The sequence below is a fragment of the Micromonospora sp. BS32 genome (genome assembly GCF_059089345.1).
Window position 1 is genome coordinate 126,092 of sequence record NZ_JBSSHR010000006.1, and the last position, 23,970, is coordinate 150,061.

A 23,970-nucleotide genomic window follows, 5' to 3' on the forward strand; every position below is an offset into this window, starting at 1 on the left:
GTCGGCCCCGGGACCCGTGGCCGGGGCTGCGACTGACGGATCAGGCCAGGTGCGGGGCCACCTCGCGGGCAAAGAGCCGGATCGGCTCCGGGTCGGTCGGCTCGTGGAAGTAGAGCATCAGGTACTCGATGCCCGCGTCCCGCAGGCCGAGGAAGATCTCGACGAGCCGCTCCGGGGTGCCGACCGCGCTGCCGGCGGCCACCTCGACCCGCTCCCGCCCGCGCAGGTGCGGGGTGAGCCGGCCGGTCACCTCGGCCTCGGTCGCGCCGGTGAAGACCGACAGCGAGGCGGTCTTCAGGATGCGGTCGTAGTCGCGGCCGACGTCGGCGCAGTGCCCGGCCAGCACGTCCAGCTTCTGCCGGTAGAAGGCCGGGTCCGTGTGGTCGGTCAGGTTGCAGGCGTCGGCGTAGCGGGCCACCGTGCGCAGGGTGCGCTTCTCGCCCGCCCCGCCGACCAGCAACGGAACGTACGGGCGCTGCACCCCGACCGGCACGTTCTGCGCGTCGCGCACCGAGTGGTACCGGCCCTCGACGGTGGAGACCGGCTGGCGCAGCATGGTGGAGACCACCCGGGCGGCGTCGTCCAGCCGGCCCAGCCGCTCCCCCGTCGACGGGTACGGCTGCTCGTAGCCGTAGGCGTCGTACTCGCGCTGGTCCCAGCCGGCGCCCAGGCCGAGGAAGGCCCGGCCGCCGCTGGCCACGTCCAGGGTGGACGCCATCTTGGCCAGCAGCGCCGGGTTGCGCAGGCTGTTGCAGGTGACGATCTGCCCGAGCCGGACCCGGCGGGTCTCCCGGGCGATCGCGGCAAGGCTGGTCCAGCACTCGAAGGTGGTCTCCGGCTCACCCGAGACGGCCTGCACGTGGTCGTAGAGCCAGACCGAGTCGGCGCCCAGCTCGTCGGCCTCCCGGGCCACCCCGACCATCGCCTCGAACTGCGCGACCGGGTCGGCGAGGTGGGTGAGGTCCGACCGCCAGCCCTGGGGCAGCACCACGCCCCACCGCATCCCGCTCACGCCGTCTCCTCGTTTTTCCGGATCACCCCGGCGAGGGTAGTGGCCCGGGCGGCCCCGGCGTACCCAGGTCCCGCCGGGCCAGGAAGCGGGTGTACTCGACCCGGTCGTACGGGTTGCCGTCGCCGCGCGCCCGGCGGGGCGGCTCCCCCGCCACCGGCCGGTCCCCGTACGGCTCGGACCACCACAGCCCCTCCCCGCCGGAGAGGTCGGGCAGCCGGCGCCGCGCCTCGGGAACCAGCCGGGCCGGCAGCTCGCCGGTGACCCGCCAGCTTCCCCGGCCGGGCAGGGTGCCGTCGATGCGCGCCGCCAGCCCGGCCAGCTGTCCGGTCACCGCGCCCAGCCGATCCTGCGGCACCTCCACCTCGAACCGGTGGCACGGCTCGTGCACCCGGGTGCCGGCCCGGGCCAGCGCCTGGGCCAGCACGTACGGGGTGAGGGCACGGAAGTCGCCGGCGCTGCTCACCGGCGCCCAGTAGCCGCTGCGGATCAGGGTGACCGTGACGTCGGTGACCGGCCAGCCGTGCACGCCCTGCTCCAGCGCGGTGTGCACGGCCACCTCGATCGCGACGTGGAAGGCGGGCAGCAGCGAGCCGCGCTCGACGGCCAGCCGGTAGCGCACGCCCCGCCCCGGTTCGACGCGCAGCCCGACGGTGGCCAGGAAGCCGTTGCCGATGATCTCCTCGGCAGTACCGACGCCGACCGGCCGTTCCAGGTGGATCAGCCGGCTCGGGGCGAAGCGCGCCTCGACGCCGTACCGCTCGGCCAGGGTCGCGGCGAGCACCTCCCGCTGCACCTCCCCGTAGAGCAGCACCGCGCTCTCCCCGTCCGGCGTCACCCGGGTCCGGATCAGCGGGTCGGCGTCGGCCAGGGTGAGCAGTGCGGCGTGCAGGGCGGCGGCCTGGTCGGGCCGGGCCGGCCGGACCACCGTCTCCAGGCTGGGCGGCGGGAAGTGCTGGCGGTTCTCGAGCCCGTCGGCGGTGCCGAGCTGGTCGCCGATCCGGGCTTCCGGCAGACCGCGCAGCCGGGCGATCCGCCCGGCGGTGAGCCGGTCGGCGGTCGGGTCGCCCGCCACGTCCAGCGCGGTGACCTGTCCCCGGTGCCGGGTCACCCGGCCGTCCGGCTCCCGCCGGTACACGCTCACCCGCCGCCGGCGGCGCAGCTCCCCGCCGTACGAGCGGACGTGCGCGACCTTCTCCCCGCCGGGGTCGCGTTCCACGGCGAAGACCCGGGCCCGCAGCGCCGGCTCGGCCGGCGGGGACGGCGGCAGCAGGTGGGCGATCCCGGCCAGCAGCTCGGGGACGCCCGCGCCGGTGAGCGCCGAGCCGAACCAGAGCGGGTGCACCACCCCGGCGGCGGTCCGGTCGCGCAGCACGGCGCGGACCTGCCGGCGCCCGGGGGTACGCTCCTCGACGAGCGCGGCGAGCAGCCGGTCGTCGTGGTCGGCGAGGGTGGTGGCCCAGCGCGTGACGGCCTCGGGGGCGCGGTGGTCGTACCCGATGAAGGTGGCCTCGGCCGTGCCGGGCGCGCGGACCGTGCCCATCGGCATGGCCGCCGGGGTGAGCAGCCGGGCGACGTCGGCGAGCAGGTCGTCGACCCGGGCGCCGGCCCGGTCGATCTTGTTGATGAAGAGCAGCGTGGGCAGCCGAAGGGCGGTGAGGGTGCGCATCAGCAGGCGGCTGTGCGGTTGCACGCCCTCGACCGCGGAGAGCACCAGGACGGCGCCGTCGAGCACGCCGAGCGCCCGCTCGACCTCGGCGACGAAGTCCGCGTGGCCGGGGGTGTCGATCAGGTTGACCCGGCGCCGGCCGACGGTGAAGCCGGCCACCGCGGAGCGGATGGTGATGCCGCGCCGGCGTTCGATCTCGTCGGTGTCGGTACGGGTGGTGCCGGCGTCGACGCTGCCGAGGCGGTCGATGACGCCGGTGTCGAAGAGCAGGCGCTCGGTTAGGCTGGTCTTACCGGCGTCGACGTGCGCCAGGATGCCGATGTTGACGGTCTGCATGGGTTGACGGGTCCTCGATAACTCGCGTCCGGATGGGCGGGAAGTTGTCGAGTCGGCGCATCGTTCCTGCTCCCGTCGTCGGTGACCGCGTTGTCGCCAGGCTGGCACCGCCCGGCGGGGGCGTCCAGCGAATTCCACCGCGCGGTGGCGTCGGGGCCGGCCCCGACGCCACCGGCCCCGTCACACGTACGGCTTGGTGGCGTACGCCGAACGCAGCGCCGCCAGCCCGGTCGCCTTCGGCGACAGGGTGCCCCAACCCGAGTTGAAGTAGTTGGTCCGGACGATCCGCGGGCCCCGCTCGGCGTTGAGCTGGGCGATGGCCGACGGGACGGTCGCGATCCAGGCGGCCTGGTCGGGGAACTCGGCCACCCGCACCCCCCACTCGGCGATGATCACCGGCCGGGAGAGCGCCACCGGGCCGAGGTCGGCCACCGCCCAGTCCTTCGTGCGGCGGAACCGGCCGAGCGCCGTGTGGCTGGGATCGGTGGCGTAGACGTTCCACTGGAGGAAGTCCAGCCGGGACATCAACGACTCCGGGTGGGTGCGCTGGAAGCACGCCCGGTCGAAGCCGCCCGATCCCACCGAGAAGGTGGTGCCGGCCGGCAGCGCCCGGGCCCGGAACCAGTTCACGATGTACGTCATCGCCTGCACCGCCCGGGCGTCCGAGTCCGCCCAGTTGTACGACACCCCCGACTCGGTGGTGCCGAACTCGTGGTCGGTGTCCAGCTCGGAGGCGAGCTGGATGGTCACCGCGAAGCCCATCGCGCGGTACTGGGACAGTGCCCGGGCGAAGAGCCCGTCGCACTGGCCGGCCAGCACCTGCCCGTACCCGTACGCCTTCGGCCAGGTGGTGCCCGGCCGCTGCTGGATGGTCATCGCCGGGGCGGGCACGGTGTAGCTCACCCCGTCGACCGTGAACGTCTGCGCCCCGGTGTTGGCGTTGCCGTAGTGCTTCAGCTCCAGCACCATGTTGATCTTGATGCCGTTCTGCCCCAGGGTGAGCAGCCACCCCTTGTTGTACCCGGGAAAGGTGTACCCGTCGGCGAGGCTGCGGTACTGGGTGAGCGAGCGGAAGTTGCCGCCCGTCATGTCGGCCGTCGGATCGGCGTTCCCGGAGAGGTAGTAGCCGCCCAGCACCGGCGGGGCGATCGTGTAGTCGGCGGTCGCGATGGCGGTGCGCCCGCCGTTGTCGCGGACCGTCACGGTGACGCGGGGCATCACGCCACCGCCCGGTACACGGCCACCCCGCCGGTGTCCGAGACCTTCGTCCAGGTACGACCGGAGTCGTCGGTGACGGTCAGGGTCAGCGGGTCGATCACCGCGGTGACCTTGACCGGGGCGCTGCTGTTGCCCTGCGAGTCGGTCACCACGATGGTGACCGTGACGGGCTTCGTGTCCGGGTCGCCGTAGGTGACCGTGAGGGTCATCTGATCGCCCGGCGAGTAGGTGGATGCGTTCAGGCTTGCGCTGACGGTGGGAGCGGCCATGTCCGCCCCCTCCTCTCTTGCTCGCCCGGTCGTAGCACGCGGGCCGCCGCGATCAGCGGAAGGGGCCGCCGGCGCGCCGGCCGGAGGTGGTGACGTCCTTGTCCTGACGGAACCGCACCGCGCCCTGGCGCCCGGGGCGGCACGACCCGACCCGACGGGGCCGGGTACGCGGTCGGACCGGCAGGGCCGTGTCCGCCACGGTCGACTCCGGCCGGGCGCGGCGATGGCGGCGTCGGCGGGGACCGTCAGGTCGCCCGCCGGGCCGGAGGAATGGGATGTGGCCCGCCACCCGCAGCCCTCTCACCTGCATAAACAGTGCCCTGGGGAGGCTCGCGCGTCCAGTCGGGTATTTGTCGGAGACGATGTCCGAGCAGGTGATGGCGCTCTTCGCGGTGCCGTGCCCGGGTGGCCTGGCGACAGGCTCAGCGCCTGCGTCGACGCAGCAGGTGCGCTCCCCCGCTCACCACCGTCACGCCGACCCCCGTCCCGACCAGCACCAGCACCGCCCCGACCGCCCACAGCCCGCTGTCGTCGGTCGACGCCGCACGCACCGCCCAGGCCGCGGTGAAGGCGAGGGTCATCACCGGGACGACCAGCCACGGTCGCAGCCACCAGCCCGCCACGGCGGCGACCACGGCCAGGGTGAGCACGCAGCCGACCACCTGCCACGGCTGGTACGGCCCGCTGGTCGCGCCGGTCTCCGGGTCGGTGGTGTAGCCGGTGTCCCAGCCCAGCCAGGCCCACCAGGTGGCGACGGTCGCCAGGGCGAGGAGCAGCCCGGCGAGGAGAGCACGCGTCGTCTTGTTCACGGTCCGATCCTTCCGGCGCGGGCGGCGGCGCGGATGAGCATCCCTACTCACGGTCGGCCGCGGCGTCAGACCGCTGGGGCGCCCCGGATCGCCCAGGCGCGGGCGGTGAGCCGGATCGTCCCGTCGGCACCGGTCGGTACCCGGGTGCGCAGCAGCTCGCGCAGGGCCTCCCGGTCCGGCTCGGCGAGCGAGGCGACGTAGCCGGGCGCGGAGCCCTGCCCACCGAGGAACGGGGTCCAGAAGTCGTCGAAGTCGGCGAAGACGGTGGGCACGTCGACGGGGCGTACCGTCACGTCCCGCAGCCCGGCTCCCGCCCAGAGCGCCCGCAGCGGCTCCGGCCGGCACATCGCGTACCGCCGGGCCTCGTCCCGTTCCACCGCGGCGGGGTCGCACAGCACGGCCGCATCCCAGAAGTGGCGCATCATGGCCATGCCCTCGGCGTAGTCCCAGACGTACGCGGCGGCGACGCCTCCCGGCCGGAGGACCCGGGCGAACTCGGCGACGGCGCGGGGCGGCTCGGGGACGAAGTTGAGCGCCAGTCCACTGACGACGACGTCGACGTCGTGGTGGGCCAGGGGCAGCTCGCGGGCGTCACCGACCTCGAAGGTGACGCGCGGGTCGGCGATCCGGTGGCGGGCGTGCGCGACGAACCCGGTGGAGGTGTCGACGCCGGTGACGGTGCGCGGGTCGGCGAGGCCGAGCACGGTCGAGGTCAGCGCCCCGGTGCCGCAGCCCACGTCGAGCCAGCGCCGCCCGGGCGGCTGGTCCAGCCAGCGCACGAAGGCGTCCGCCACCTGACGGCTCCACCGACCGACGTACGCCTCGTAGGCCGCGCCGTCGGCCCAGACCTGGTCCGCCATGCGCACACCATACGGGCCACGTCGGTGGCTTCGCGCTCCCTGGACGAGCGGGCGTACGGGCGAAGTGTCGGAATCAGCGGTGGCACCGCTGAGCGATATAGGAGAATCCGCCCGTGTTGGTGCCGTTTCCTTGGGCGCCGTTCCTGAGACATTCGGAAGCGCCGTGGGGCGGGGATGAAGGCACTGGTGTGGCAGGGCGCGAACGAGCTTGCGGTGACCCAGGTGCCGGAGCCGCAGCTGCGCAACGAGCAGGACATGATCGTCCGGGTACGCAAGACCGTCACCTGCGGCGCCGATCTGCATCTCCTCGGCGGCCACATCCCGTTCCTGGAGCGCGGTGACGTCCTCGGCCACGAGTTCCTGGGCGAGGTGGTCGAGGTCGGTCCGCGGGTACGCAGGCACAGGGTGGGCGACCGGGTGGTGGTCTGCTCGTTCGTCTCCTGCGGCCGCTGCTGGTACTGCCGGCAGGAACAGTTCTCCCTGTGCGACAACGGCAACACCAACCCGGCGATCACCGAGGCAGCCTGGGGCTTCGCGCCCGCCGGCTGCTACGGCTACTCCCACGCGCTGGGCGGCTTCGCCGGCAGCCACGCCGAGTACATCCGGGTCCCCTACGCCGACCAGGGCGCCTTCACCGTGCCGGAAGGGGTGAGCGACGAGCGCGCCCTGTTCGCCTCCGACGCCGCCCCCGCCGGCTGGATGGGAGCGGACCTCGCCGGCGTGCGGCCGGGCGACGTGGTCGCGGTGTGGGGCGCGGGCGGGGTGGGTCAGCTGGCGGCCCGCGCGGCCGTCCTGCTGGGTGCCGAACGGGTCGTCATCATCGACCAGCTCGACGATCGGCTGCGGATGGCCGCGACGTACGTGGGCGTCGAGACACTGAACTACCGGACCCAGGACATCGGTGGCGAGCTGCGGGAACGTAGCGGCGGGCGCGGCCCGGACGTGTGCATCGAGGCGGTCGGGATGGAGTCGCACAGCACCGGCCCGCGGTACTGGTACGACCAGCTCAAGCAGCGGCTGCGCCGGGCATCCGACCGGCCGATCGCCGCTCGGGAGGCGGTCCACCACTGCCGCAAGGGCGGCAGCGTCTTCCTGTTGGGCGGGTACGCGGGGCCGATGGACAAGTTCCCGGTCGGCGCGCTGACGAACAAGGGGTTGACCGTGCGCGGCGCCCAACAGCACGGACACCGCTACATCCCGATGCTGCTCGAACGGATGGCCCGCGGCGAGCTGGTCACCGAACACCTCGCGACGCACACCATGTCACTCGACGACGCTCCCCGCGGCTACCACATGTTCAAGAACAGGACCGACGGTTGCGTACGCGCGGTCTTCGAGCCCGCCCGCTGAATCGTGGCCCTGACTCGGCGGGCCGCCTCCTCACGCGGACTGCGACACGCAGAACTCGTTGCCCTCGGGGTCGGCGAGCGTGACCCAGGTGTGCGGGCCCTGCCGGCCGTTGTGCAGGAACGTGGCCCCGCGCGCGACCAGGCCCGCCACTGTCGGCTCCACGTCGTCGGTGCCGATACGCACGTCCAGGTGCATCCGGTTCTTCACCGTCTTCGGCTCGGGGACCAGCTGGAACAGCATCCTCGGCGCGCGCTGCAGACCCTCCGGGTGGGCGATCGCCGCCCCCTCCTTCCAGACGAGTACGCCGTCGTGCAGCTTCGTGTCGCTCTCCGTGGCGTACCCGGCGCTGATCATCCGGCGGATGAACGCCTCGTCCGAGGGCTCGACCTGCCAGCCCAGCGTCTCGGCCCACCAGTCCGCCAGCGTGTGCGGATCCGCGCAGCCCACCGTCACCTGAAACTCGTACGCCATCGCCGCCATCTCCTCTCGATGTGCCGCTTCGTGCGCAACGCTAGCCGTAATTGCGGACACTTTAGGTCCTCGTTCGGTGGAACACTGGCAACGTGCTCGACGCCTCCGCCCGCCTCCTACGGCTGCTGTCCCTGCTGCCGTCACGGCCGGAGTGGACCGGGCCGGAGCTGGCCGGTCGCCTCGGTGTCACCGTGCGGACGCTGCGCCGCGACGTGGCCAAGCTTCGTGAGCTCGGCTATCCCGTCCACGCGGCGCCCGGGGTCGCGGGTGGCTACCGGTTCGGCGCCGGGACGACGCTGCCACCGCTGTTGCTCGACGACGAGGAAGCGGTCGCGGTCGCCCTCAGCCTGCGTACCGCGACGAGCTCCACGGCGACCGGGATCGCCGAGACCGCACTGCGCGCACTGGCAAAGCTCGAACGGATACTTCCGGCCCGGCTGCGTACCCGCACCGCGGCCCTGAAGCTGGCCACCGTCCCGCTGGAATCGCAGGCGGCCACGGTCGACCCGGATGTCCTCGTCGCGCTCGCCGAGGCCTGCCAGAGCCAGCAACGGTTGGGCTTCGCCTACCAGCGGCACGACGGCAGTGTCAGCGCACGCACGGTGGAGCCGCACCGGCTGGTCCACACCGGTCGGCGCTGGTATCTGGTCGCCCGCGACCGGGAACGAGACGACTGGCGTACGTTCCGCGTGGACCGCATCAGTGGACCGCTCACCAGCGGGCCCCGCTTCACACCCCACGACCCGCCGGACGCGGCGGCGTTCGTGGCCGGTGCGATCACGACGGCGCCCTACCGGTTCCAGGCCCGCATCCGGGTACACGCACCAGCGCACGTCGTCGGCGCGCGGATTCCCGCCACCGCCGGAGTCGTCGAAGCCGTCGACGACGGCAGCTGCCTGCTGACCACGGGGGCGGATTCGCTGACCTACCTCGCTGTGCGACTGGCGGGCCTCGGGCCGGACTTCACCGTCCTCGAACCGCCCGAGCTGGTGGACGAGCTGAGGGCGCTGGCGGACCGCCTCACCCGCGTGGTCGGCGCTCATGGCGCGGATCCGCGCCGGTGAGCGCCATGCCACGTCGACCCGACGCGATGGAGTTGGCTCGGCTGACAGCCAAGCCAACGGCTGTCACTGGGCGGTGATGCGTGAGCCTGCGGTGTCTGCTGTCGGCAGAGCGGATGGCGGTGGGCGGCGGATGTCATGGAAGGTGAACCGATGGATGCCGCGTTCGTTCTTGTGCACAGCCCGTCGGCGGGGCCGCTGACCTGGGCGCCGGTGGAGGCGAGGCTGAAGGCTGCCGGCGCCACGGCGGTGGTGCCCTCGCTGCTCGGCGTGGCGGACGCGGGTCCGCCGTTCTGGCCGTTCGTCGCGGAGGCCGTCGGCAGGGCCATCGGCCAGCTGCCGCCGAGCCAACCGGTCGTACTGGTGGCGCACAGTAATGCCGGGCTCTTCGTCCCGGTCATCGCCGAGGCTGTCCGGCCACGGGTAGCCGGCTGCCTGTTCGTGGACGCGGCGTTGCCCGCCCGCACCGGACCGACGCCGGTCGCGCCGCCCGAGCTGCTCGACTTTCTGCGGCCGAAGGTGACCGGTGGCCGGCTACCGCCATGGACGCAGTGGTGGGACGAGTCCGACGTCGCGCCGATGTTTCCGGATCCGCAGACCCGGCGGGGCGTTTCGGCCGAGCAGCCCAGGCTGCCCCTGCGCTACTACGAGGAACAGGTGCCGGTGCCGGACGGCTGGGACACCGCGCCGTGCGGGTATCTGCTGTTCGGCCCGCCATACGACCAGGCGGCGCAGGACGCGCGGGAACGTGGCTGGGACGTCGACCACGTCCCCGGCCATCATCTGCACCAGCTGGTAGCACCGGACGCGGTTGCCGCCAGCATCATCGCCATGTCTGCCAGCTGGTGCTCGCCGGTCGGCTGAGCCGTACTTCTTCCTCGGGCTACAGCCGTTCGAAGCTCTCCATCCCGGCGAGTTCGAGCACGTTGGGCGAGTACCGGTGGAAACCGCGAGCGTCGGGTGGGCGGGGCCGTCGGCACCCGGGATCGTGGAATCGTCCGCAGCGGGCGGGACTCGAACCCCGCAACCGAGGATTACGAGATCAAATGCCCGTCCCGCCGACCTGGGCGCATGCGGATTCAGCAGCGGGAATTCGCGCACAGAGCACCAAGGAGCTGCGCCAAGTGACTTGTTCGGGGTGCTTGCGTGCGGAGGTAATGTCTGCCCATGATCGAGACCGTCTCACCGAAGCGCGGGAGCCTGGTCGGGCCAATTGCAGTCGTACTCGCGTGCATCAGTCTGACCCTGTCACTCGTCACGTGTGCGGTGGTTGGACTGGGCGAGCACTTCGGTGGCTCGGACCTGCAGTCCGCGCCGGAGGTCGCCAGCGCGTCCCAGGTTGAGGCCGTCGCCCACGTAACCCTTCCACCGGGTGCCGTGATGCTGTCCGCCGCCTACAGCAACGGCCTGGAAACGCGGCTCTCGGCAAAGATCCGCCTGCCTCGCAACGAACTCGACTCCTTCATCGCGTCGGCGGCGGTCACCGCGCCCCTCACTCCCGGACTTCGAGCAGTCACCGCGAAGCACAACGTCGGCGGTGGCAACCTGCGGAAGCCCGAGACCGCCAAGACCGTATCCGGCATCGACGAGGAGCAACCTACGACCGACGGCACACGTCGCTCTCTCCCGGTCGACCTCGGCGTACCTGGCTCGGTCACGGTGTACCTGTATGCCGGCCGTGGTTGAGCTTGCGAACGCCCGCAGCTGCCGCGATCCGTGTGGATCACCATCTGAGGGACCTCCAGCGACGCACGGGCGTGCGATCGTGCCGAGATCAGTGGGGCCGGTGTATGTCGGTAGCGCAGGCAGATCCTGGTCGACAAGATGTGGCACATGCTCGCTGATCTGTGGCCTCAATATGGGCTGACCATCGCCACACCGCACCTGCAGCTGCGCCTACCACGCGAGGAGGAGCTCGCTGAACTCGCCGACCTCGCAGGTGAGGGCGTGCATCCACCCGGCGAGCGGCCATTCCTCACCCCGTGGACCGACGGCACCCGTGCCGACCGGGCGCGGTTCGTCCTACAGGGACACTGGCACCAGCTTGCCTCGTGGGACGTGGCAGCGTGGCGACTGGGGATGGGCGTCTTCCGCGCGGGACACCCGATCGGCGTGGTCACACTTCGCGCACACGACTTCCCGGTGGTTCGGCAGGTGACGACGTCGTCCTGGCTCGGCGTGGAGCACCAAGGCAAGGGGTACGGAACCGAAGCGAGGGTCGGACTACTCACCCTTGCCTTCGATCATCTCGGTGCCACCGCTGCGCTGACCGAGGTGTTTCAGGACAACCATTCCTCTCAGGGCGTCTCCCGCAAACTCGGCTACGAGCACGACGGCATCTCCGTCGACGCGCGCGGCGGTGAAGCGGTGGTCTCCGACCGTTTGCGTCTGACTCTGCATAGCTGGCGCCAGCAGAAGCGGCCCGCCGTGACGGTTGACGGCATGGACGCCTGCCGAGCGTCCTTTGGCCTTTGAGCGGGTATCCGGATCTGCCGCTGGTCGTGCGGCCGACCAAGACGGAGTGGCAGCCGGGACTCGGCCCGGGCACAGCCGGGCGGGAACAATACGACGGTGTCAGACCTTCCTGAGCCGCTCGGCTACCGCCTTATCACCGGACCCGATGATGCTGAATTCTGCGCCGCCGCAATGAGCACAGATCGCTCACGTCCAGGCAGGACAGCCGATATCCGCAGAGCCTTGTTCGCTACGGCTTCAACGTGACGCCACCTCCTGGGCAACGACTCCAACAGGAGGGCATGCGCCGTCGCGGCAGCAGCAACTGCGAGCTCCATTACCATATGATATCGCTCCTACCAAGCAGCCTGTGAGGAGTTAGCGAGGATGATCCGCTGCGCCAGGAACCGGATCAGACCCGTATCCACGCTTAATTTGCGAGCCTCGGGACTGTTAGGCAACAGCAACTCAATGCCTCGCGGACCGCCGTCCTCCTTTGCGTGCACAATTCGACACCTAATCGCATAAATTCGCTTGGCAACTTGATCGGAGACAGGAAAACCTTTGTCACTCAACACTAATGGCGGAACCCCTACAAGCTGCTTAGCATTCGCAAGGAACTTCTCACGATCCGGGTCTTCGCGCACATAGTCGGCAATCATGGAGTTGTCAACGCAATTCCCAATGAGGATCTTGAGTTGCTCCTCTTCTGACGTGAAGCCCTTGCCGGCAGCTTGCGCCAACCGCATCAGGCTAGCTACCTCACTATCACTTCCGAAGTCGAAGCCAGGATCACGCAGTCTTTGCTTAATTCGCTTCACAGTGGCGGCATGCAGATGAGCAGGAAAGAAAAACTCCATGGACTGATAGTAGGCCAGATAGACCATCAGAGGCATTTCCCTTATGGACCGCGCATAAGAATAAAGCGAAAGAGCCTCGGGCGCATAGGCGTTGCGCGGAATATACGCCACCCTCTCATAACGTTTCCTGGCGTCACCCCTTGGCCGTATTCGAACATCTCTCACTAGATGAAGAGCGAGCCTTGCGGAGCAATCGTACAAAAGGTCCAGATCGAAGAAGATTGCTGAGGCGAGCCGCGTCAATAGGTTGAGTGCGTCATCGTGCCGCATTCCTGGGTCGACTGTCAGCTTCAGGCTCAGGGAGTTCCCGAGTCGGCCAGCACCTCGCTCCGCCATCGCTAAGGGGGCTGTGGCGGGAGATATCTCGGCACGGACCGAGGGTGCGGTACTCGCACTAATCAGCCTTAAAGCATTCGGCTCAGGGGAAGCGGCTGCCAACTCCGGCGAAAGGCAGCCGGCCTCCTCTGCGCGGCAGCGCGCTCGATGTATGCGCACAATTGCCGAGCTTAAAGATCTCAGAAGTTGACCCGAGCTGAACTCATCGATCAACGCCTCAATCTTGCCAGTGGCACGTTCGTATACGGCCGCCCAATCGCCCAAGAATACCCAAGAATCAAAACCGGACGCCAAGAACGTTTCTGCATGGTCGCCACCAACCGTGACCATTCGCTTGTCGCGCCCGTTGGGAATTTCGAGCAAAATGAAGGGATCCTCGTAGGCCTTACCGAACTCATCCTCTTCTTCTGTCGTATGGCGTTCGAATTTCATCGAAGCCGCTTCAGCACGAGCAGCTATCTGGTCTAAATTTTCTATCCTGGAGGGCACCAGATCATCATATAGATTGCAGCCCCCTCCGAGAACCTTCACTTGGCTGCGTCGGCGCCCCTACTCGGCCGAAGGGCATCCGCGCCGCAAGGGTGGCGGCGGCACGTTGATCCGATTCTGACAACCACGCTGCATACACCCTCAGCATCGTGGCGCCGCCTCTCCCATGGCCGAGTCGACCAGCAACCGTCCGGACGTCCACCCCCACTGCAATTAGCTCGGTTGCCGAGTAGTGCCGCAGAGCGTGCAAATTCGTGGCGATGCCGAGGCGCGCGGCCATCCGGCTAAATCGCTGCGTGGCCGTGTCTGGCACGGGGTGCCTGACGGAGTTGCTGGTCCAGCTCGGTGACCGTGGCCTGGTCGCCATGGTCAAGATGGGCGGCGAACGCCAACGGGGCCGCTGGACGGTGCTGGTGTCGGGCAACCCGCTGGGCGGGGACTTCGTGCGGTGGGACGGCGACGACCTGGGGGCCGGGCTGTCGCGGGTGACACTGGGCGAGCAGTTCTTGGTTGTCCTTGAACATCTCCTGGGAGCGCTGCCAAGCCTCCGCGTGGTCACGGAACTGGACGCCGTCCACCGGCTCCAAGCCCTGCCAGCGTTGGGCTGGCAGGGGCGGGCGGTCTTGTAGGGGCCACCCGACCGATGAACATCTGTTAATGTGCCCGGCAATGCATGGATCCGTCGCTCTGCGACCTCGGCCGCAGGCCGGACAACACGGGGGAGATTCGGTTGCGAATTCAAAAGCTACTGACCGCTGCCGCCATTGCGCTCGCCGCCGTTCTGGTCGGGGGTGCTCCGGCGCAGGCCGCGCCGGGCGATGTCGCGCAGGACCGTCCGTTCGCCCAGCAGGCCCGTGCCAGCAAGCTCTCCGGGGAGCAGACGTCAGCCCTTCAGGCGAAGGTGGACGGCTACCTCCGAAAGGTCGGCGGGACGCAGACCGCTCTGAACAGAATCGAGTTTGCCGGCGGCGTGCTGCTTGTCACCGTGCCGGGCGAGGAGCACCCGCGGGACTTCATCTCCGCGCCGCAACTCGTCGCCGCAGGCAGCCCTTGTTTGTGGGACCAGTACAACGGCTATTTCTGTGCCTCCCGCTATACGGGATTTTCCGGCGACGAGCTCAGTTGGTACTACTGCGGCACATACAACATGCCGTGGTCCGGCTACGGCTCGTGGCGGAACAACCAGACCCGCGGCACGGTCGCTCGCTTCTACAACTACAGCGGTGGCCTGGTCTACTCGACGCCTGGGGCCTACAGTTCCAGCACCAGCTACAACTGGACTCCGATCTACAAGATCAAGCCCTGCTGACCAGCACCCGTCCCGGCGAATGAACGAGTCGAGGCCCCTCCGCCGAGGGGCCTCGACTCGTCGTACCTCTGGTGTGGGTGGCCGGATTTGAATCGACGACCTCGTCGTCCCGAAAACGGGCACGTGACACCAGCGGATGTCGTCCGGTGCTGTCTGGCGCCGCTTGCCATGACCGCCGTGTTGTCGAGTGGGGTGCGTTGTCGGTCGTTGCCGATGCTCTCGCTGCCTTTCAGGTGCAGCTCAAGCCGTCGATCCGCCAGCGGTACGCCAGCCTCCTTCGGATGCAGGTGCTTCCGGTGTGGGAACGCGTCCCGCTGTCGGCAGTGACGCATGCTGACGTTGGCGAGTGGGTGCGGCGGATGACGCAGGCGGGCTTGCGCCGTCCACCGTTCGGCAGGCACATCGGGTGTTCTCGTTGCTGCTGGCGCTGGCGGTTCGTGACGGCCGGCTCGCTCGGAACGTCTCGGCAGGTGTCCGGTTGCCACGGGTGGGACGCGCCGAGAAGGTGTTCCTGACGCACGTCCAGGTGGGCGAGCTGGCGGCGGCGGCAGAGCCGCACGGGCTGATCATTCGGGTGCTCGCCTAAACGGGGCTGCGTTGGGGCGAGCTGGCGGCGCTACGAGTGCGGCGTGTGGACCTGGTGAAGCGTCGGCTGCTCGTGGCGGAGTCGGTGACCGAGGTCAACGGTCGGGCGGTGTTCGGCACGCCGAAGACGCACCAACGCCGGTCGGTGCCGCTCCACCGGTTCCTGGTCGAGCCGATGGCCGCGCAGATCGCCGGCCGCGCCCGTGACGAGTTGGTGTTCACGTCTCCGGCCGGCGAGGTGTTGCGTAACAACAACTTCCGCCGCCGGGTCTTCGATCGCGCTGCGGAGTCGATCGGTCTTGCCGGCCTCACTCCGCACGAGCTGCGGCACACGGCGGCAAGTCTGGCGGTGGCCGAGGGCGCCAACGTGAAGGCGGTGCAGCGGATGCTCGGGCACGCCTCTGCGGCGATGACGCTGGACGTCTACGCGAACCTGTTCGAGGACGACCTGGACCAGGTGGCGGACCGCCTCGACCGTGCGGCGGCTCGTGCTGCTGCGGACTCAGTGCGGACTGACGGCGTGGGTCCCGATCTTGACGCGGTTCGTCCGAGCCGTCAGCACCCCGCCTGAACAGGGCGTTTCCGTGGTGGGGCGGGCGGGACTCGAACCCGCGACCGAGGGATTATGAGTCCCCTGCTCTAACCCGCTGAGCTACCGCCCCGATACCGCGCCGGATCGTAACCCGCCCGCCGGATCACCGGCCACCACCGAACCGGCAGGAACCCGCCGGGCCGGCACGATGGGCTACGCGAGGATAACAGTCAGCAGCCGCCCGCAAGTGCCCCGACAAGCGGGCCGGATGTCCTCCGCTCAGCCGACCGCGCGCAGCTCCGCCAGCACCGCCCCCGCGGTCCGCCAGCCGCTGGCCAGCGCTCCCTGGATGGACGGGCTGTCCCGGTGGTCCCCGCAGACGAAGAGCCCCTCCCCCAGCGCGACGGGCTTGCGCAGCCGCCCCTGCGGCGGCGGCGCGGCGGGCAGCGCGTCGGGGACGGAGACGGTGGTCAGGTGGGTCCAGTCCGCGGTCGACCGCCCGTAGAGCCGGTCCAGTTCACCCCGGATCATCGGCTCCGGCGGCGCGGACGTCCCGACCACCGAGGTGGCCACCAGGTGCCGCCCCGCCGGCGCGTACGTCGGCGCGGCCTTGCTGATCACCACGGTGTTGGCGACCAGTTCCCGGCGGTCCCCGTCGAGCAGCAGGATCGGCTCGTCCAGCGGCGCGTCGTCGGTGCTGTGGTAGTAGGTGGTGTAGCTGTGCATCCGTACTCGGGACAGGCCGGGCAGCAGGCTGCCCGCCGCGGGCGGGTCCACGGCGACCACGACGGCCCGGCAGCCGATGTCACCGGCCTGGGTGCGGACCCGGCCGGGCGTGACCTCGGCGACCGGGGTGTCCAGCTCGATCAGGTCGGCGGGGAGCGGGTCGGCGATCGCCTGGGGCAGCGCGGCCATTCCCCGCGCGGGCAGGCCGATCCGGCCGCGCACGAAGGACCGCAGGATCATCGCCAGGACGTGGCTGGAGGTCTCCAGCTCCCGGTCGATGAGGACCCCGGAGAGGAACGGCCGGATCAGCTCCTCGATGATGGCGTCGGAGAGCCCGGCGCGGCGCAGCGCCACCTCGCTGGTCGTCTCGGTGGCGCTCAGCAGGCGGCTCGTGGGCAGGGTCGCGCAGCCGGTGGCGAGCGCGGCGAAGCGCAGCCGGTCGAGCAGCGTTCCCACGCCGGCCAGCGCGGTGCCGGGCGCGCCGGTGGGTTGACGCAGCGGGTTGACCAGCCGGTCCAGCCGGTCACCGCGGCGCACCAGCACGCCGGAGGTGAACCAGCCCAGGTCCAGGGTGGCCAGGTCGAGCAGGGTGCCCAGCCTCGGGTAGGCGGTGTTGAGCACCTGGAAACCGCGGTCGAGCAGGTAGCCGTCGACCCGGTCGGTGGCGACCCGGCCGCCGAGCCGGCCGCCGGCCTCCAGCAGCCGCCACGGCACGCCGGCGCGGTGCAGCCGCCGGGCGGCGGCCAGTCCGGCGAGGCCACCGCCGACGATGACGACGTCCGTCTCAGCGAGCACGCCCGGCCTCCGTCTCGTTCCGGGCCCCGCGCGACAGCCGGCTGGGCCACCAGATCTTCGGCCCGATGTCGTACGACAGCGCGGGCACCAGCAGCGAGCGGACCACGATGGTGTCCAGGAGTACGCCCACCGCGACCGTCACGCCCAGTTCCACCAGCACCACCAGCGGGAGGACGGCCAGCGCGGAGAAGGTCGCGGCGAGCACGACGCCGGCGGAGGTGATCACCCCGCCGGTGACGGCGAGACCGGCGAGCACGCCGGCCCGGGTGCCCCGCTTGACGGACTCCTCGCGGACCCGGCTCATCAGGAAGATGTTGTAGTCGATGCCGAGGGCGACCAGGAAGACGAACGCGAAGAGCGGGAACGACTGGTCGACGCCGGGGAAGTCGAGGAGGTACCGAAAGATCAGCGCGCAGAGCCCGAGCGTGGCGAGGAACGACAGCACCACGGTCGCGATCAGCAGCAGCGGGGCGAGCAGCGCGCGCAGCAGCAGCGCCAGGATCACCGCGATCACCACCAGGACCACCGGGATGATCACGTTGCGGTCCCGGGTGGACGCGTCGGAGGTGTCCACGTTGATCGCGGTGAAGCCGCCGACGACGGAGTCGGAGCCGGGCACCCGGTGCACCGCCGCGCGGAGGTCGCGGATGGCCCGCTCGGCGCCGTCGCTGTCCGGCGGGTCGGCGAGGGTGGCCTCCAGCTCGACCCGCCCGTCGACCACCTTGGGGGGCGCGTTCGGGTCCGGCGGGCCGGCCTGCCCGCCGGTGACCGGGCGGACGGCGGCGACCCCGCGTACGCCCTGGGCCACCTGGGCGACCTGCTGGGCGGTCTCCTGCCGGGTGAAGATCGTCGCCGGACTGCCGGTGCCGGCCGGGAAGTGCCGGGCGATCGCCTCCTGCCCGGCGACCGAGTCGGTGCGCTTGGTGAACAGGTCGGACTGGCCCAGGGTGGTGACGCCGAGCTGGGTGAGCCCGATGGTGAGCAGGGCGAGCAGCACGGCGGTGGTCAGCCAGACCACCCGGGCCCGGCGGGCGACGAAGCCGGCGACCCGGCTCCAGATGCCGTGCTCGCTCTGCGGGTCGGCCTGGTCCGCCCGGGGCTTACGCGGCCAGAAGGCCCACCGTCCGCCGAGCACCAGCAGCGCGGGCAGGAAGGTGAGCATCACGACCAGGGTGGCGGCGATGCCGACCGCGGCGACCGGGCCGAGCGCCCGGTTGGAGTTGAGGCTGGACAGCAGCAGGCAGAGCAGGCTGACGATGACGGTGGCGCCGGAGGCGACGATCGCCGGGGCGGCGCCCCGCCAGGCGGTCTTCATGGCGTCCCAGGGGCGCTCGTGCCGGTGCAGCTCCTCGCGGTAGCGGGCGATCAGCAGCAGCGCGTAGTCGGTGCCGGCGCCGAAGACCAGCACGGTGAGGATGCCCTGCGCCTGCCCGTTCAGTTTGATCACGTCGTTCTTCGCCAGGTAGTAGACGAAGACCGACGCCACCGAGTACGACATCCCGGCGGCCAGCAGCGGGGCGATCCAGAGCACCGGGCTGCGGTACACGATCAGCAGGATGATCAGCACCACCACCAGGGTGACCAGCAGCAGCGGCCCGTCGATCGCGCCGAACACCTCGATCAGGTCGGCGAGCAGGCCGGCCGGGCCGGCGACGTCCACGGTGAGGCCGTCCCGGTCGGCGCCGGCGATGCCGCGCAGTTGGTCGACCACCTCCCCGATCCGTTCGCCCTCGGATCCGTCGATCGGCACGACCACCTGGAGGGCCTGGCCGTCCTGGCTGGGGATGGGCGGGGGCACCGGCTTGACCACGCCCTTGATCTCGCCGAACCGGGCGACGTCCGCCGCGGCGCGCTGCCGGTCGGCGTCGGTGATGCCGGAGGTGCGCTCGTAGATCACCAGCGCGGGGGTGGTCTCCTTCTCGACGAAGCCGGCGGCCAGGTTCTGCGCCCGGGTCGCCTCGGCGTCGGTGGGCAGGAAGGAGGCGTTGTCGTTCGTCGCGACGTCGCCGAGCTTGCCGGAGTACGGCCCGGCGATGCCCCCGACCACCAGCCAGCCCAGCACGACCGCCACCGCGACCAGCGTGGCAATGCCGCGGCCCCGTCTACCGGCCATCTCCACCCCTCAGATCGACGCACCAATCGACGCAGCGGGAGTCTAAGTCGACATGGGCCATCCTGCCGCCCGAGGGAGCCGCCCGTGACCTAAACCGCCCACCCGGCCGGCGGCCCTCGCCCCCGGCGCCGCCCGCTCGCCGGCCCGGTTCCGGGTGCGCTTGTGGTCGCCGGGGCAGCAACAGCTGCACCCGCGGGTGCCCGCGGCATCCGACCCGGGAGTCCCGGGGCGTGGCGGCCGACAGCGTGGGCGAGGCCGGCGTGCTCGCGGCGCGGGACCTGGCGGCGGCCGTCCGGAGCAGCGAAAACGCCCGCCGGCAGGGCCGACGGGCGTTGGGCTGGAGCAGAGCTCCCCCGTTTGGACTCGAACCAAAAACCTGCCGGTTAACAGCCGGCTGCTCTGCCAATTGAGCTACGGGGGACCGCTTCGTCGCCTCGTTCCGGATCTCCCCGGCGCTCGGCGACGGCACAAGAGTACAGGATTCCCGGGGGGTCTGGTCCAGGGGGTTACCCCGTCGCGTCGGCCGGGCGGAAGGGTCCGGACCCACAAGAAGAATACCGACAAATCGTCATCCGGGCACACGGAGGCATGAGCGCGGAGCAGGATGGGTAGTTAGCTGCCGACAGAGGACGACGTGGGCGCGACATGGTCGGTCCCGCGGGGGGAACCCGGCGGGAACGGCGGAGCGTCAGGTACGGAAGGAGCCGCCATGCGCGGAAAGATCATGTTTCTTGGCGGGCTGGCTGCGGGCTTCGTCCTGGGCGCCCGTGCCGGCCGAGAGAAGTACGAGGAGCTGGTCGTCCGGGGCCGCAAGGTGCTCGACCACCCGACCGTCCAGGAGGCGGCCGGGGTCGCGCAGGCCCAGGCGAACCGGCTCTACTCGGAGGGCAAGGACAAGCTCGGCCAGTCCAAGCTGGGCGAGAAGCTCGGCACCAGCAACAACGGTGGCAAGCAGGAGCTGACCGCCGCCGACGACGCCTTCGCGGGCACGCCGGCCACGGTTGGCGCCAAGTCGTCCACCAGCTCCACCAGCTCGTCGAGCACGACCCCGAAGCCGAAGGCGCCGGGCACCAACGCCAGCACCATCTGACCGTTCGTACGTCATCGGGTCGGTCGCCGCAGGGCGACCGGCCCGCTTTCGTGTGCCCGCACGATCCATTCCGGACTTTTGCTGTTCCAGAGCAAAAGTTCGAGCTGTTCATCGCAAACTTTTGCGTCCAACCTCTTCTCTTTCGTCTCGCACGCAAATATCGTCCTGCGTAGAACCTGGCCAGGCTCTCGTCACCTCACAGCGACCTCCTCAGCCTCGTCCCGGCTGAGGCGGACCCGCCCGACCAGAGCGAGGTTCGATGCGCAGACCATTCGGCCGCAGGGCCGTCATCCATCTCAGCCTGCTCGCCCTCGTCGGCGCGACGCTCGTCGCGACGACGGAGCGGCAGCCGACGCCGGCGCAGGCCGCGCCGGTACCGGCCGCGCCGGCGGCCGTCAGCAACGGCATCGAGTACAAGGTGCTCGTCTTCACCCGGTCGGCCACCGGGGCCAACCCCGCCGCCACCACCGCCGGGGTGCAGGCCATCCAGCAACTCGGGCGCGACCGGCGCTTCACCGTCGAGGTCACCGACGACGCCCGCAAGTTCGACGAATCGCACCTGAAGCAGTTCCGCACGGTGGTCTTCCTGAACACCGTCGGCGACGTGCTGACCGACACCCAGCAGGCCGCCTTCGAGCAGTACTACCGCGACGGCGGCGGCTTCGTCGGCGTCCACTCCGCGATCGAGGCCGAGCCGGAGTGGTCCTTCCTGACCAACGTGCTCGGCACCCGGGCCACCACCGCCTCCGCGGTGAGCCGGGCGACGGTCACCGTCGCGGACCGGGTCCACCCCGCCTCCGAGACGCTGCCGCAGCGCTGGAGCACCACCGACCGCTGGTACAACTTCGCGGCCAACGTCCGGGGCGTCTCGCACGTGCTGGCCACGGTGGACGAGAAGACGTACCCCGGCGGCACCATGGGCTACGACCACCCGGTGACCTGGTGCAAGGACTACCAGGGCGGCCGGTCCTTCTACACCGGACTCGGTGCGACCGCGGAGAGCTACGGCAGCACCGACCTCCGCGCCCACCTGGGCGGGGCGATCCAGTGGGCGGCCGGGGTGACCGACGGCGACTGCGGCGCGACCGTGCTGGCCAACTACCAGATGACGGTGATCGGGGCGCAGCCCAACGTCAACGAGCCGATCGGCTTCGACGTGCTCCCCGACGGCCGGGTGATCCAGACCGACCGGCGCGGCGGCGTACGCCTGCACGACCCGGAGAGCAACGCGACCACCGTGCTGGCCCAGATCCCGGTCTACACCCACAGCGAGGACGGGATGTACGGCCCGGCGATCGACAACGACTTCGCCAACAACAAGTGGGTCTACCTCTACTACGCGCCCCCGTTGGACACCCCGGTCGGAGGCGCGCCGACCACCAGCACCGACCCGACGGCCTGGGACCAGTGGAAGGGTTACTTCCAGCTCTCCCGGTTCAAGTTCGTCGACGGGGAGACCCCGTCGCTCGATGTGAGCACGGAGCAGAAGATCCTCCAGGTGCCGGTGGACCGGGGGGCCTGCTGCCACGTGGCCGGTGACATCGCGTTCGACTCGAAGAACAACCTCTGGCTGGTCACCGGGGACGACACCCCGGCCGGCGGTGGCGGCTCCGGCGGCTTCTCGCCGCACAACGACTCGGTCAGTGCCACCGGCGTCTACCAGGCGCCCTTCGTGGACGCCAGGCGCAGCGCGGCCAACACCAACGACCTGCGCGGCAAGATCCTGCGGATCGCGGTGGGGGCGGACGGCTCGTACACCGTGCCGGCGGGCAACCTCTTCCCGGCCGGCACCGGAAAGACCCGCCCGGAGATCTACGCGATGGGCTTCCGGAACCCGTTCCGGATCACCCTCGACAAGAACGACGTCGCCTACATCACCGACTACTCCCCCGACTCCTCGACCGCCGCGGTCGGCCGTGGGCCGGCGGGCACCGGCCGGATGATGGTGGTCGACAAGCCGGCGAACTACGGCTGGCCGATGTGCGTGCAGCCGAACCTGCCGTACATCGAGATGGACTGGACCACCAGCCCGATCTCGCCGATCGCGCCCTTCGACTGCGCGGCGCCGAAGAACACCTCCCGGCACAACACGGGCCTCACGGACCTGCCGGCGGTGGAGAAGTCCGAGCTGTGGTACTCGTTCCAGGCGCCGACCCCGTGCCCGGAGTCGTACCTGTCGACGCCGACGCTGACCTGTCCGGTGCTCTTCCCGGAGCTCGGCACGGGCGGTGTCGGCCCGCACGGCGCGGCGAAGTACGACTTCGACCCGGAGCTGAGGTCGGAGACGAAGTTCCCCGAGTACTACGACGGCGCGATCTTCTTCGGCGAGTTCACCCGGGACACCCTCAAGGAGGTCCGGCTGGACGACAAGGGTGACATCCTGAAGATCAACAATGTGCTGAACTGCGGTCAGGCGCCCACCACCCCGGCCAAGCCGTTCCTCTGCGACAACCCGATGGACATGCGCTGGGGCGCGGACGGCAACTTCTACCTGCTGACGTACGGGGACGGGTTCTTCGCCGTCAATCCGGACGCGGCGATGGTGAAGTTCAGCTACGTCAAGGGCCTGCGGGCGCCGAACGCCGTACTGACGGCCACCCCGACCAACGGGATCGCGCCGCTGACCGTGGCCTTCTCCAGCGAGGGGTCGAAGGACCCGGACCCGGCCGACTCGATCTCGTTCGCCTGGGACTTCGACGGTAACGGCAGCACCGACTCGATCGACCCGAACCCGTCGCACACCTACACCACCAACGGCGTCTACACCGCCCGGCTGACGGTGACCGACTCCAGCGGCAAGACGGCGTCGGCGAACACCACCATCACGGTCGGCAACACCGCGCCGACCGTGACCGTCAACACCCCGCTCGAGGGCGGCTTCTTCAGCTGGGGCGACGACATCCCCTGGTCGGTGACCGTCACCGATCCGGAGGACGGGCCGGTCGACTGCGCCAAGGTCGAGGTGACCTTCGTCCTCGGCCACGACCAGCACGGCCACGGCGAGACCAACCAGTTCGGCTGCTCCGGGGTGCTGCCCACCGAGCCGGACGACGCCTCGCACGGCGGCTACATCTACGGCGTGGTCAGCGCGTCGTACACCGACGGCGGGGCGAACGGGCAGCCGGCGCTGACCACGGTGGACCAGCAGATCGTCCAGGCCAAGCGCCAGGAGGTCGAGTTCGCCGGCGACGAGTCCGGCACCACGGTCGGCGCGAGCGCCGACACCGGGGGCGGGCAGCAGCGTGGCAGCCTCGACAACGGCGACTGGATCGCGATCAACAACACCGTGAACCTGACGAACATGCAGTCGGTGACGCTGCGTACCTCCGGTGGCAGCGCCGCCACCGCTGGGCAGCCCCGGTTCGGCGTCCAGTTCCGGCTCGACTCCCCCACCGGCCCGCTGCTGACCACCGCCACGGTCAACGCCACCAGCGGCAACAACGCCTTCACCAGCACCACCGTGCCGTTCACCGACCCGGGCGGCACGCACCGGCTCTACCTGGTCTTCACCACCGTTCCCGGCGGCCCGACCAGCGGTTTCGGCAACCTCAACTGGGTCGAGTTCACCGGTCAGGGCATCGGCGTCACCCCGTGACGACCCCGGGTGGGGCCACCGCCGGTGGCCCCAC

General features: G+C 70.4%; 21 protein-coding genes, 2 tRNA genes and 1 pseudogene. 11 read left to right on the forward strand and 13 right to left on the reverse strand.

Features of this window, described 5'->3' with window-relative positions:
• Positions 1-40: 40 nt before the first annotated feature.
• From AC5RWQ_RS12105 to AC5RWQ_RS12130, 6 genes are all read right to left on the reverse strand, one after another.
• A complete protein-coding gene (locus tag AC5RWQ_RS12105; protein ID WP_494282975.1) occupies positions 41-1,003 on the reverse strand; it encodes a TIGR03560 family F420-dependent LLM class oxidoreductase in 963 nt (320 codons plus the stop codon).
• Positions 1,004-1,034: 31 nt separating this feature from the next.
• Positions 1,035-3,014, reverse strand: a complete 1,980-nt coding sequence (locus tag AC5RWQ_RS12110) for a GTP-binding protein (RefSeq protein ID WP_494282833.1) — start codon at positions 3,012-3,014, stop codon at positions 1,035-1,037.
• 180 nt (positions 3,015-3,194) lie between these two features.
• The gene (locus tag AC5RWQ_RS12115) at positions 3,195-4,232 is read right to left on the reverse strand and encodes a hypothetical protein (protein WP_494282834.1); all 1,038 of its coding nucleotides are present in this window, start codon (positions 4,230-4,232) and stop codon (positions 3,195-3,197) included.
• The gene (locus AC5RWQ_RS12120) at positions 4,232-4,501 is read right to left on the reverse strand and encodes a hypothetical protein (RefSeq protein WP_334485635.1); all 270 of its coding nucleotides are present in this window, start codon (positions 4,499-4,501) and stop codon (positions 4,232-4,234) included. Before AC5RWQ_RS12120 ends, AC5RWQ_RS12115 begins: the two co-directional genes overlap by 1 nt.
• Positions 4,502-4,923: 422 nt before the next feature.
• The gene (locus tag AC5RWQ_RS12125) at positions 4,924-5,310 is read right to left on the reverse strand and encodes a hypothetical protein (RefSeq protein WP_494282835.1); all 387 of its coding nucleotides are present in this window, start codon (positions 5,308-5,310) and stop codon (positions 4,924-4,926) included.
• 65 nt (positions 5,311-5,375) lie between these two features.
• Positions 5,376-6,170, reverse strand: coding sequence for a class I SAM-dependent methyltransferase (locus tag AC5RWQ_RS12130; protein ID WP_494282836.1), 795 nt, complete (start codon positions 6,168-6,170; stop codon positions 5,376-5,378).
• A 174-nt stretch (positions 6,171-6,344) separates the two neighbouring features.
• Between AC5RWQ_RS12130 and AC5RWQ_RS12135 the strand changes: the two genes are divergently transcribed.
• The gene (locus AC5RWQ_RS12135) at positions 6,345-7,520 is read left to right on the forward strand and encodes a zinc-dependent alcohol dehydrogenase (protein WP_494282837.1); all 1,176 of its coding nucleotides are present in this window, start codon (positions 6,345-6,347) and stop codon (positions 7,518-7,520) included.
• Positions 7,521-7,550: 30 nt separating this feature from the next.
• On the opposite strand, the gene AC5RWQ_RS12140 is transcribed toward AC5RWQ_RS12135, so the two are convergent.
• Positions 7,551-7,991 carry a VOC family protein gene (locus tag AC5RWQ_RS12140; RefSeq protein ID WP_494282838.1) on the reverse strand — a complete coding sequence of 147 codons (441 nt, stop codon included), beginning with the start codon at positions 7,989-7,991 and terminating at the stop codon, positions 7,551-7,553.
• A 92-nt stretch (positions 7,992-8,083) separates the two neighbouring features.
• Here AC5RWQ_RS12140 and AC5RWQ_RS12145 point away from each other — a divergent pair, with 92 nt between their 5' ends.
• The 4 genes from AC5RWQ_RS12145 to AC5RWQ_RS12160 all read left to right on the forward strand — a co-directional run bounded on the left by AC5RWQ_RS12145 (position 8,084) and on the right by AC5RWQ_RS12160 (position 11,527).
• On the forward strand, positions 8,084-9,055 hold the full coding sequence (locus tag AC5RWQ_RS12145) for a helix-turn-helix transcriptional regulator (protein WP_494282839.1): 972 nt from the start codon (positions 8,084-8,086) through the stop codon (positions 9,053-9,055).
• A 150-nt stretch (positions 9,056-9,205) separates the two neighbouring features.
• Positions 9,206-9,916, forward strand: coding sequence for an alpha/beta hydrolase (locus AC5RWQ_RS12150; RefSeq protein WP_494282840.1), 711 nt, complete (start codon positions 9,206-9,208; stop codon positions 9,914-9,916).
• A 303-nt stretch (positions 9,917-10,219) separates the two neighbouring features.
• Positions 10,220-10,738: a hypothetical protein gene (locus tag AC5RWQ_RS12155; RefSeq protein WP_494282841.1), complete on the forward strand. Its 519-nt coding sequence runs from the start codon at positions 10,220-10,222 to the stop codon at positions 10,736-10,738.
• A gap of 147 nt (positions 10,739-10,885) precedes the next feature.
• The gene (locus tag AC5RWQ_RS12160) at positions 10,886-11,527 is read left to right on the forward strand and encodes a GNAT family N-acetyltransferase (RefSeq protein ID WP_494282842.1); all 642 of its coding nucleotides are present in this window, start codon (positions 10,886-10,888) and stop codon (positions 11,525-11,527) included.
• A 335-nt stretch (positions 11,528-11,862) separates the two neighbouring features.
• Here AC5RWQ_RS12160 and AC5RWQ_RS12165 read toward each other — a convergent pair whose 3' ends face one another.
• The gene (locus AC5RWQ_RS12165; RefSeq protein ID WP_494282843.1) at positions 11,863-13,191 is read right to left on the reverse strand and encodes a hypothetical protein; all 1,329 of its coding nucleotides are present in this window, start codon (positions 13,189-13,191) and stop codon (positions 11,863-11,865) included.
• A 7-nt stretch (positions 13,192-13,198) separates the two neighbouring features.
• A pseudogene (locus tag AC5RWQ_RS12170) lies at positions 13,199-13,501 on the reverse strand (tyrosine-type recombinase/integrase); the annotation flags it as partial.
• Here AC5RWQ_RS12170 and AC5RWQ_RS12175 point away from each other — a divergent pair.
• The 4 genes from AC5RWQ_RS12175 (at position 13,446) to AC5RWQ_RS12190 (ending at position 15,656) form a co-directional block, all read left to right on the forward strand.
• The gene (locus AC5RWQ_RS12175; protein WP_494282984.1) at positions 13,446-13,820 is read left to right on the forward strand and encodes a hypothetical protein; all 375 of its coding nucleotides are present in this window, start codon (positions 13,446-13,448) and stop codon (positions 13,818-13,820) included. The pseudogene AC5RWQ_RS12170 and the gene AC5RWQ_RS12175 overlap by 56 nt on opposite strands.
• A gap of 44 nt (positions 13,821-13,864) precedes the next feature.
• A complete protein-coding gene (locus tag AC5RWQ_RS12180) occupies positions 13,865-14,500 on the forward strand; it encodes a hypothetical protein (protein ID WP_494282844.1) in 636 nt (211 codons plus the stop codon).
• 406 nt (positions 14,501-14,906) lie between these two features.
• Positions 14,907-15,086 carry a hypothetical protein gene (locus AC5RWQ_RS12185; RefSeq protein ID WP_494282845.1) on the forward strand — a complete coding sequence of 60 codons (180 nt, stop codon included), beginning with the start codon at positions 14,907-14,909 and terminating at the stop codon, positions 15,084-15,086.
• 6 nt (positions 15,087-15,092) lie between these two features.
• A complete protein-coding gene (locus tag AC5RWQ_RS12190; RefSeq protein ID WP_494282976.1) occupies positions 15,093-15,656 on the forward strand; it encodes a site-specific integrase in 564 nt (187 codons plus the stop codon).
• A 14-nt stretch (positions 15,657-15,670) separates the two neighbouring features.
• Here the strand turns inward: AC5RWQ_RS12190 and AC5RWQ_RS12195 are convergent.
• The 4 genes from AC5RWQ_RS12195 to AC5RWQ_RS12210 all read right to left on the reverse strand — a co-directional run bounded on the left by AC5RWQ_RS12195 (position 15,671) and on the right by AC5RWQ_RS12210 (position 19,672).
• Positions 15,671-15,747: transfer RNA gene (locus AC5RWQ_RS12195), tRNA-Ile, on the reverse strand.
• A gap of 149 nt (positions 15,748-15,896) precedes the next feature.
• A complete protein-coding gene (locus AC5RWQ_RS12200) occupies positions 15,897-17,138 on the reverse strand; it encodes an FAD-dependent oxidoreductase (RefSeq protein ID WP_494282846.1) in 1,242 nt (413 codons plus the stop codon).
• A complete protein-coding gene (locus AC5RWQ_RS12205) occupies positions 17,128-19,251 on the reverse strand; it encodes an MMPL family transporter (RefSeq protein ID WP_494282847.1) in 2,124 nt (707 codons plus the stop codon). The genes AC5RWQ_RS12200 and AC5RWQ_RS12205 overlap by 11 nt, the downstream gene beginning before the upstream one ends.
• 348 nt (positions 19,252-19,599) lie before the next feature.
• Positions 19,600-19,672 (reverse strand) — tRNA-Asn (locus AC5RWQ_RS12210).
• Between the two features lie 288 nt (positions 19,673-19,960).
• Between AC5RWQ_RS12210 and AC5RWQ_RS12215 the strand changes: the two genes are divergently transcribed.
• Together AC5RWQ_RS12215 and AC5RWQ_RS12220 are read left to right on the forward strand one after the other, a co-directional pair.
• On the forward strand, positions 19,961-20,341 hold the full coding sequence (locus tag AC5RWQ_RS12215) for a hypothetical protein (protein ID WP_494282848.1): 381 nt from the start codon (positions 19,961-19,963) through the stop codon (positions 20,339-20,341).
• A gap of 259 nt (positions 20,342-20,600) precedes the next feature.
• Positions 20,601-23,936 (forward strand): ThuA domain-containing protein, encoded by a 3,336-nt coding sequence (locus tag AC5RWQ_RS12220; protein WP_494282849.1) that lies wholly within the window; start codon positions 20,601-20,603, stop codon positions 23,934-23,936.
• The last annotated feature ends 34 nt before the right edge of the window (positions 23,937-23,970 follow it).

Bases quoted from the DNA above. Each gene is read 5' to 3' on its own strand.
- AC5RWQ_RS12215 (WP_494282848.1), top strand. From the start codon at position 19,961: ATGCGCGGAAAGATCATGTTTCTTGGCGGGCTGGCTGCGGGCTTCGTC.
- AC5RWQ_RS12150 (WP_494282840.1), top strand. From the start codon at position 9,206: ATGGATGCCGCGTTCGTTCTTGTGCACAGCCCGTCGGCGGGGCCGCTG.
- AC5RWQ_RS12105 (WP_494282975.1), bottom strand. From the start codon at position 1,003: ATGCGGTGGGGCGTGGTGCTGCCCCAGGGCTGGCGGTCGGACCTCACC.
- AC5RWQ_RS12135 (WP_494282837.1), top strand. From the start codon at position 6,345: ATGAAGGCACTGGTGTGGCAGGGCGCGAACGAGCTTGCGGTGACCCAG.
- AC5RWQ_RS12205 (WP_494282847.1), bottom strand. From the start codon at position 19,251: ATGGCCGGTAGACGGGGCCGCGGCATTGCCACGCTGGTCGCGGTGGCG.
- AC5RWQ_RS12180 (WP_494282844.1), top strand. From the start codon at position 13,865: ATGGATCCGTCGCTCTGCGACCTCGGCCGCAGGCCGGACAACACGGGG.
- AC5RWQ_RS12160 (WP_494282842.1), top strand. From the start codon at position 10,886: ATGCTCGCTGATCTGTGGCCTCAATATGGGCTGACCATCGCCACACCG.
- AC5RWQ_RS12115 (WP_494282834.1), bottom strand. From the start codon at position 4,232: ATGCCCCGCGTCACCGTGACGGTCCGCGACAACGGCGGGCGCACCGCC.
- AC5RWQ_RS12220 (WP_494282849.1), top strand. From the start codon at position 20,601: ATGCGCAGACCATTCGGCCGCAGGGCCGTCATCCATCTCAGCCTGCTC.
- AC5RWQ_RS12110 (WP_494282833.1), bottom strand. From the start codon at position 3,014: ATGCAGACCGTCAACATCGGCATCCTGGCGCACGTCGACGCCGGTAAG.
- AC5RWQ_RS12120 (WP_334485635.1), bottom strand. From the start codon at position 4,501: ATGGCCGCTCCCACCGTCAGCGCAAGCCTGAACGCATCCACCTACTCG.
- AC5RWQ_RS12155 (WP_494282841.1), top strand. From the start codon at position 10,220: ATGATCGAGACCGTCTCACCGAAGCGCGGGAGCCTGGTCGGGCCAATT.
- AC5RWQ_RS12130 (WP_494282836.1), bottom strand. From the start codon at position 6,170: ATGGCGGACCAGGTCTGGGCCGACGGCGCGGCCTACGAGGCGTACGTC.
- AC5RWQ_RS12140 (WP_494282838.1), bottom strand. From the start codon at position 7,991: ATGGCGTACGAGTTTCAGGTGACGGTGGGCTGCGCGGATCCGCACACG.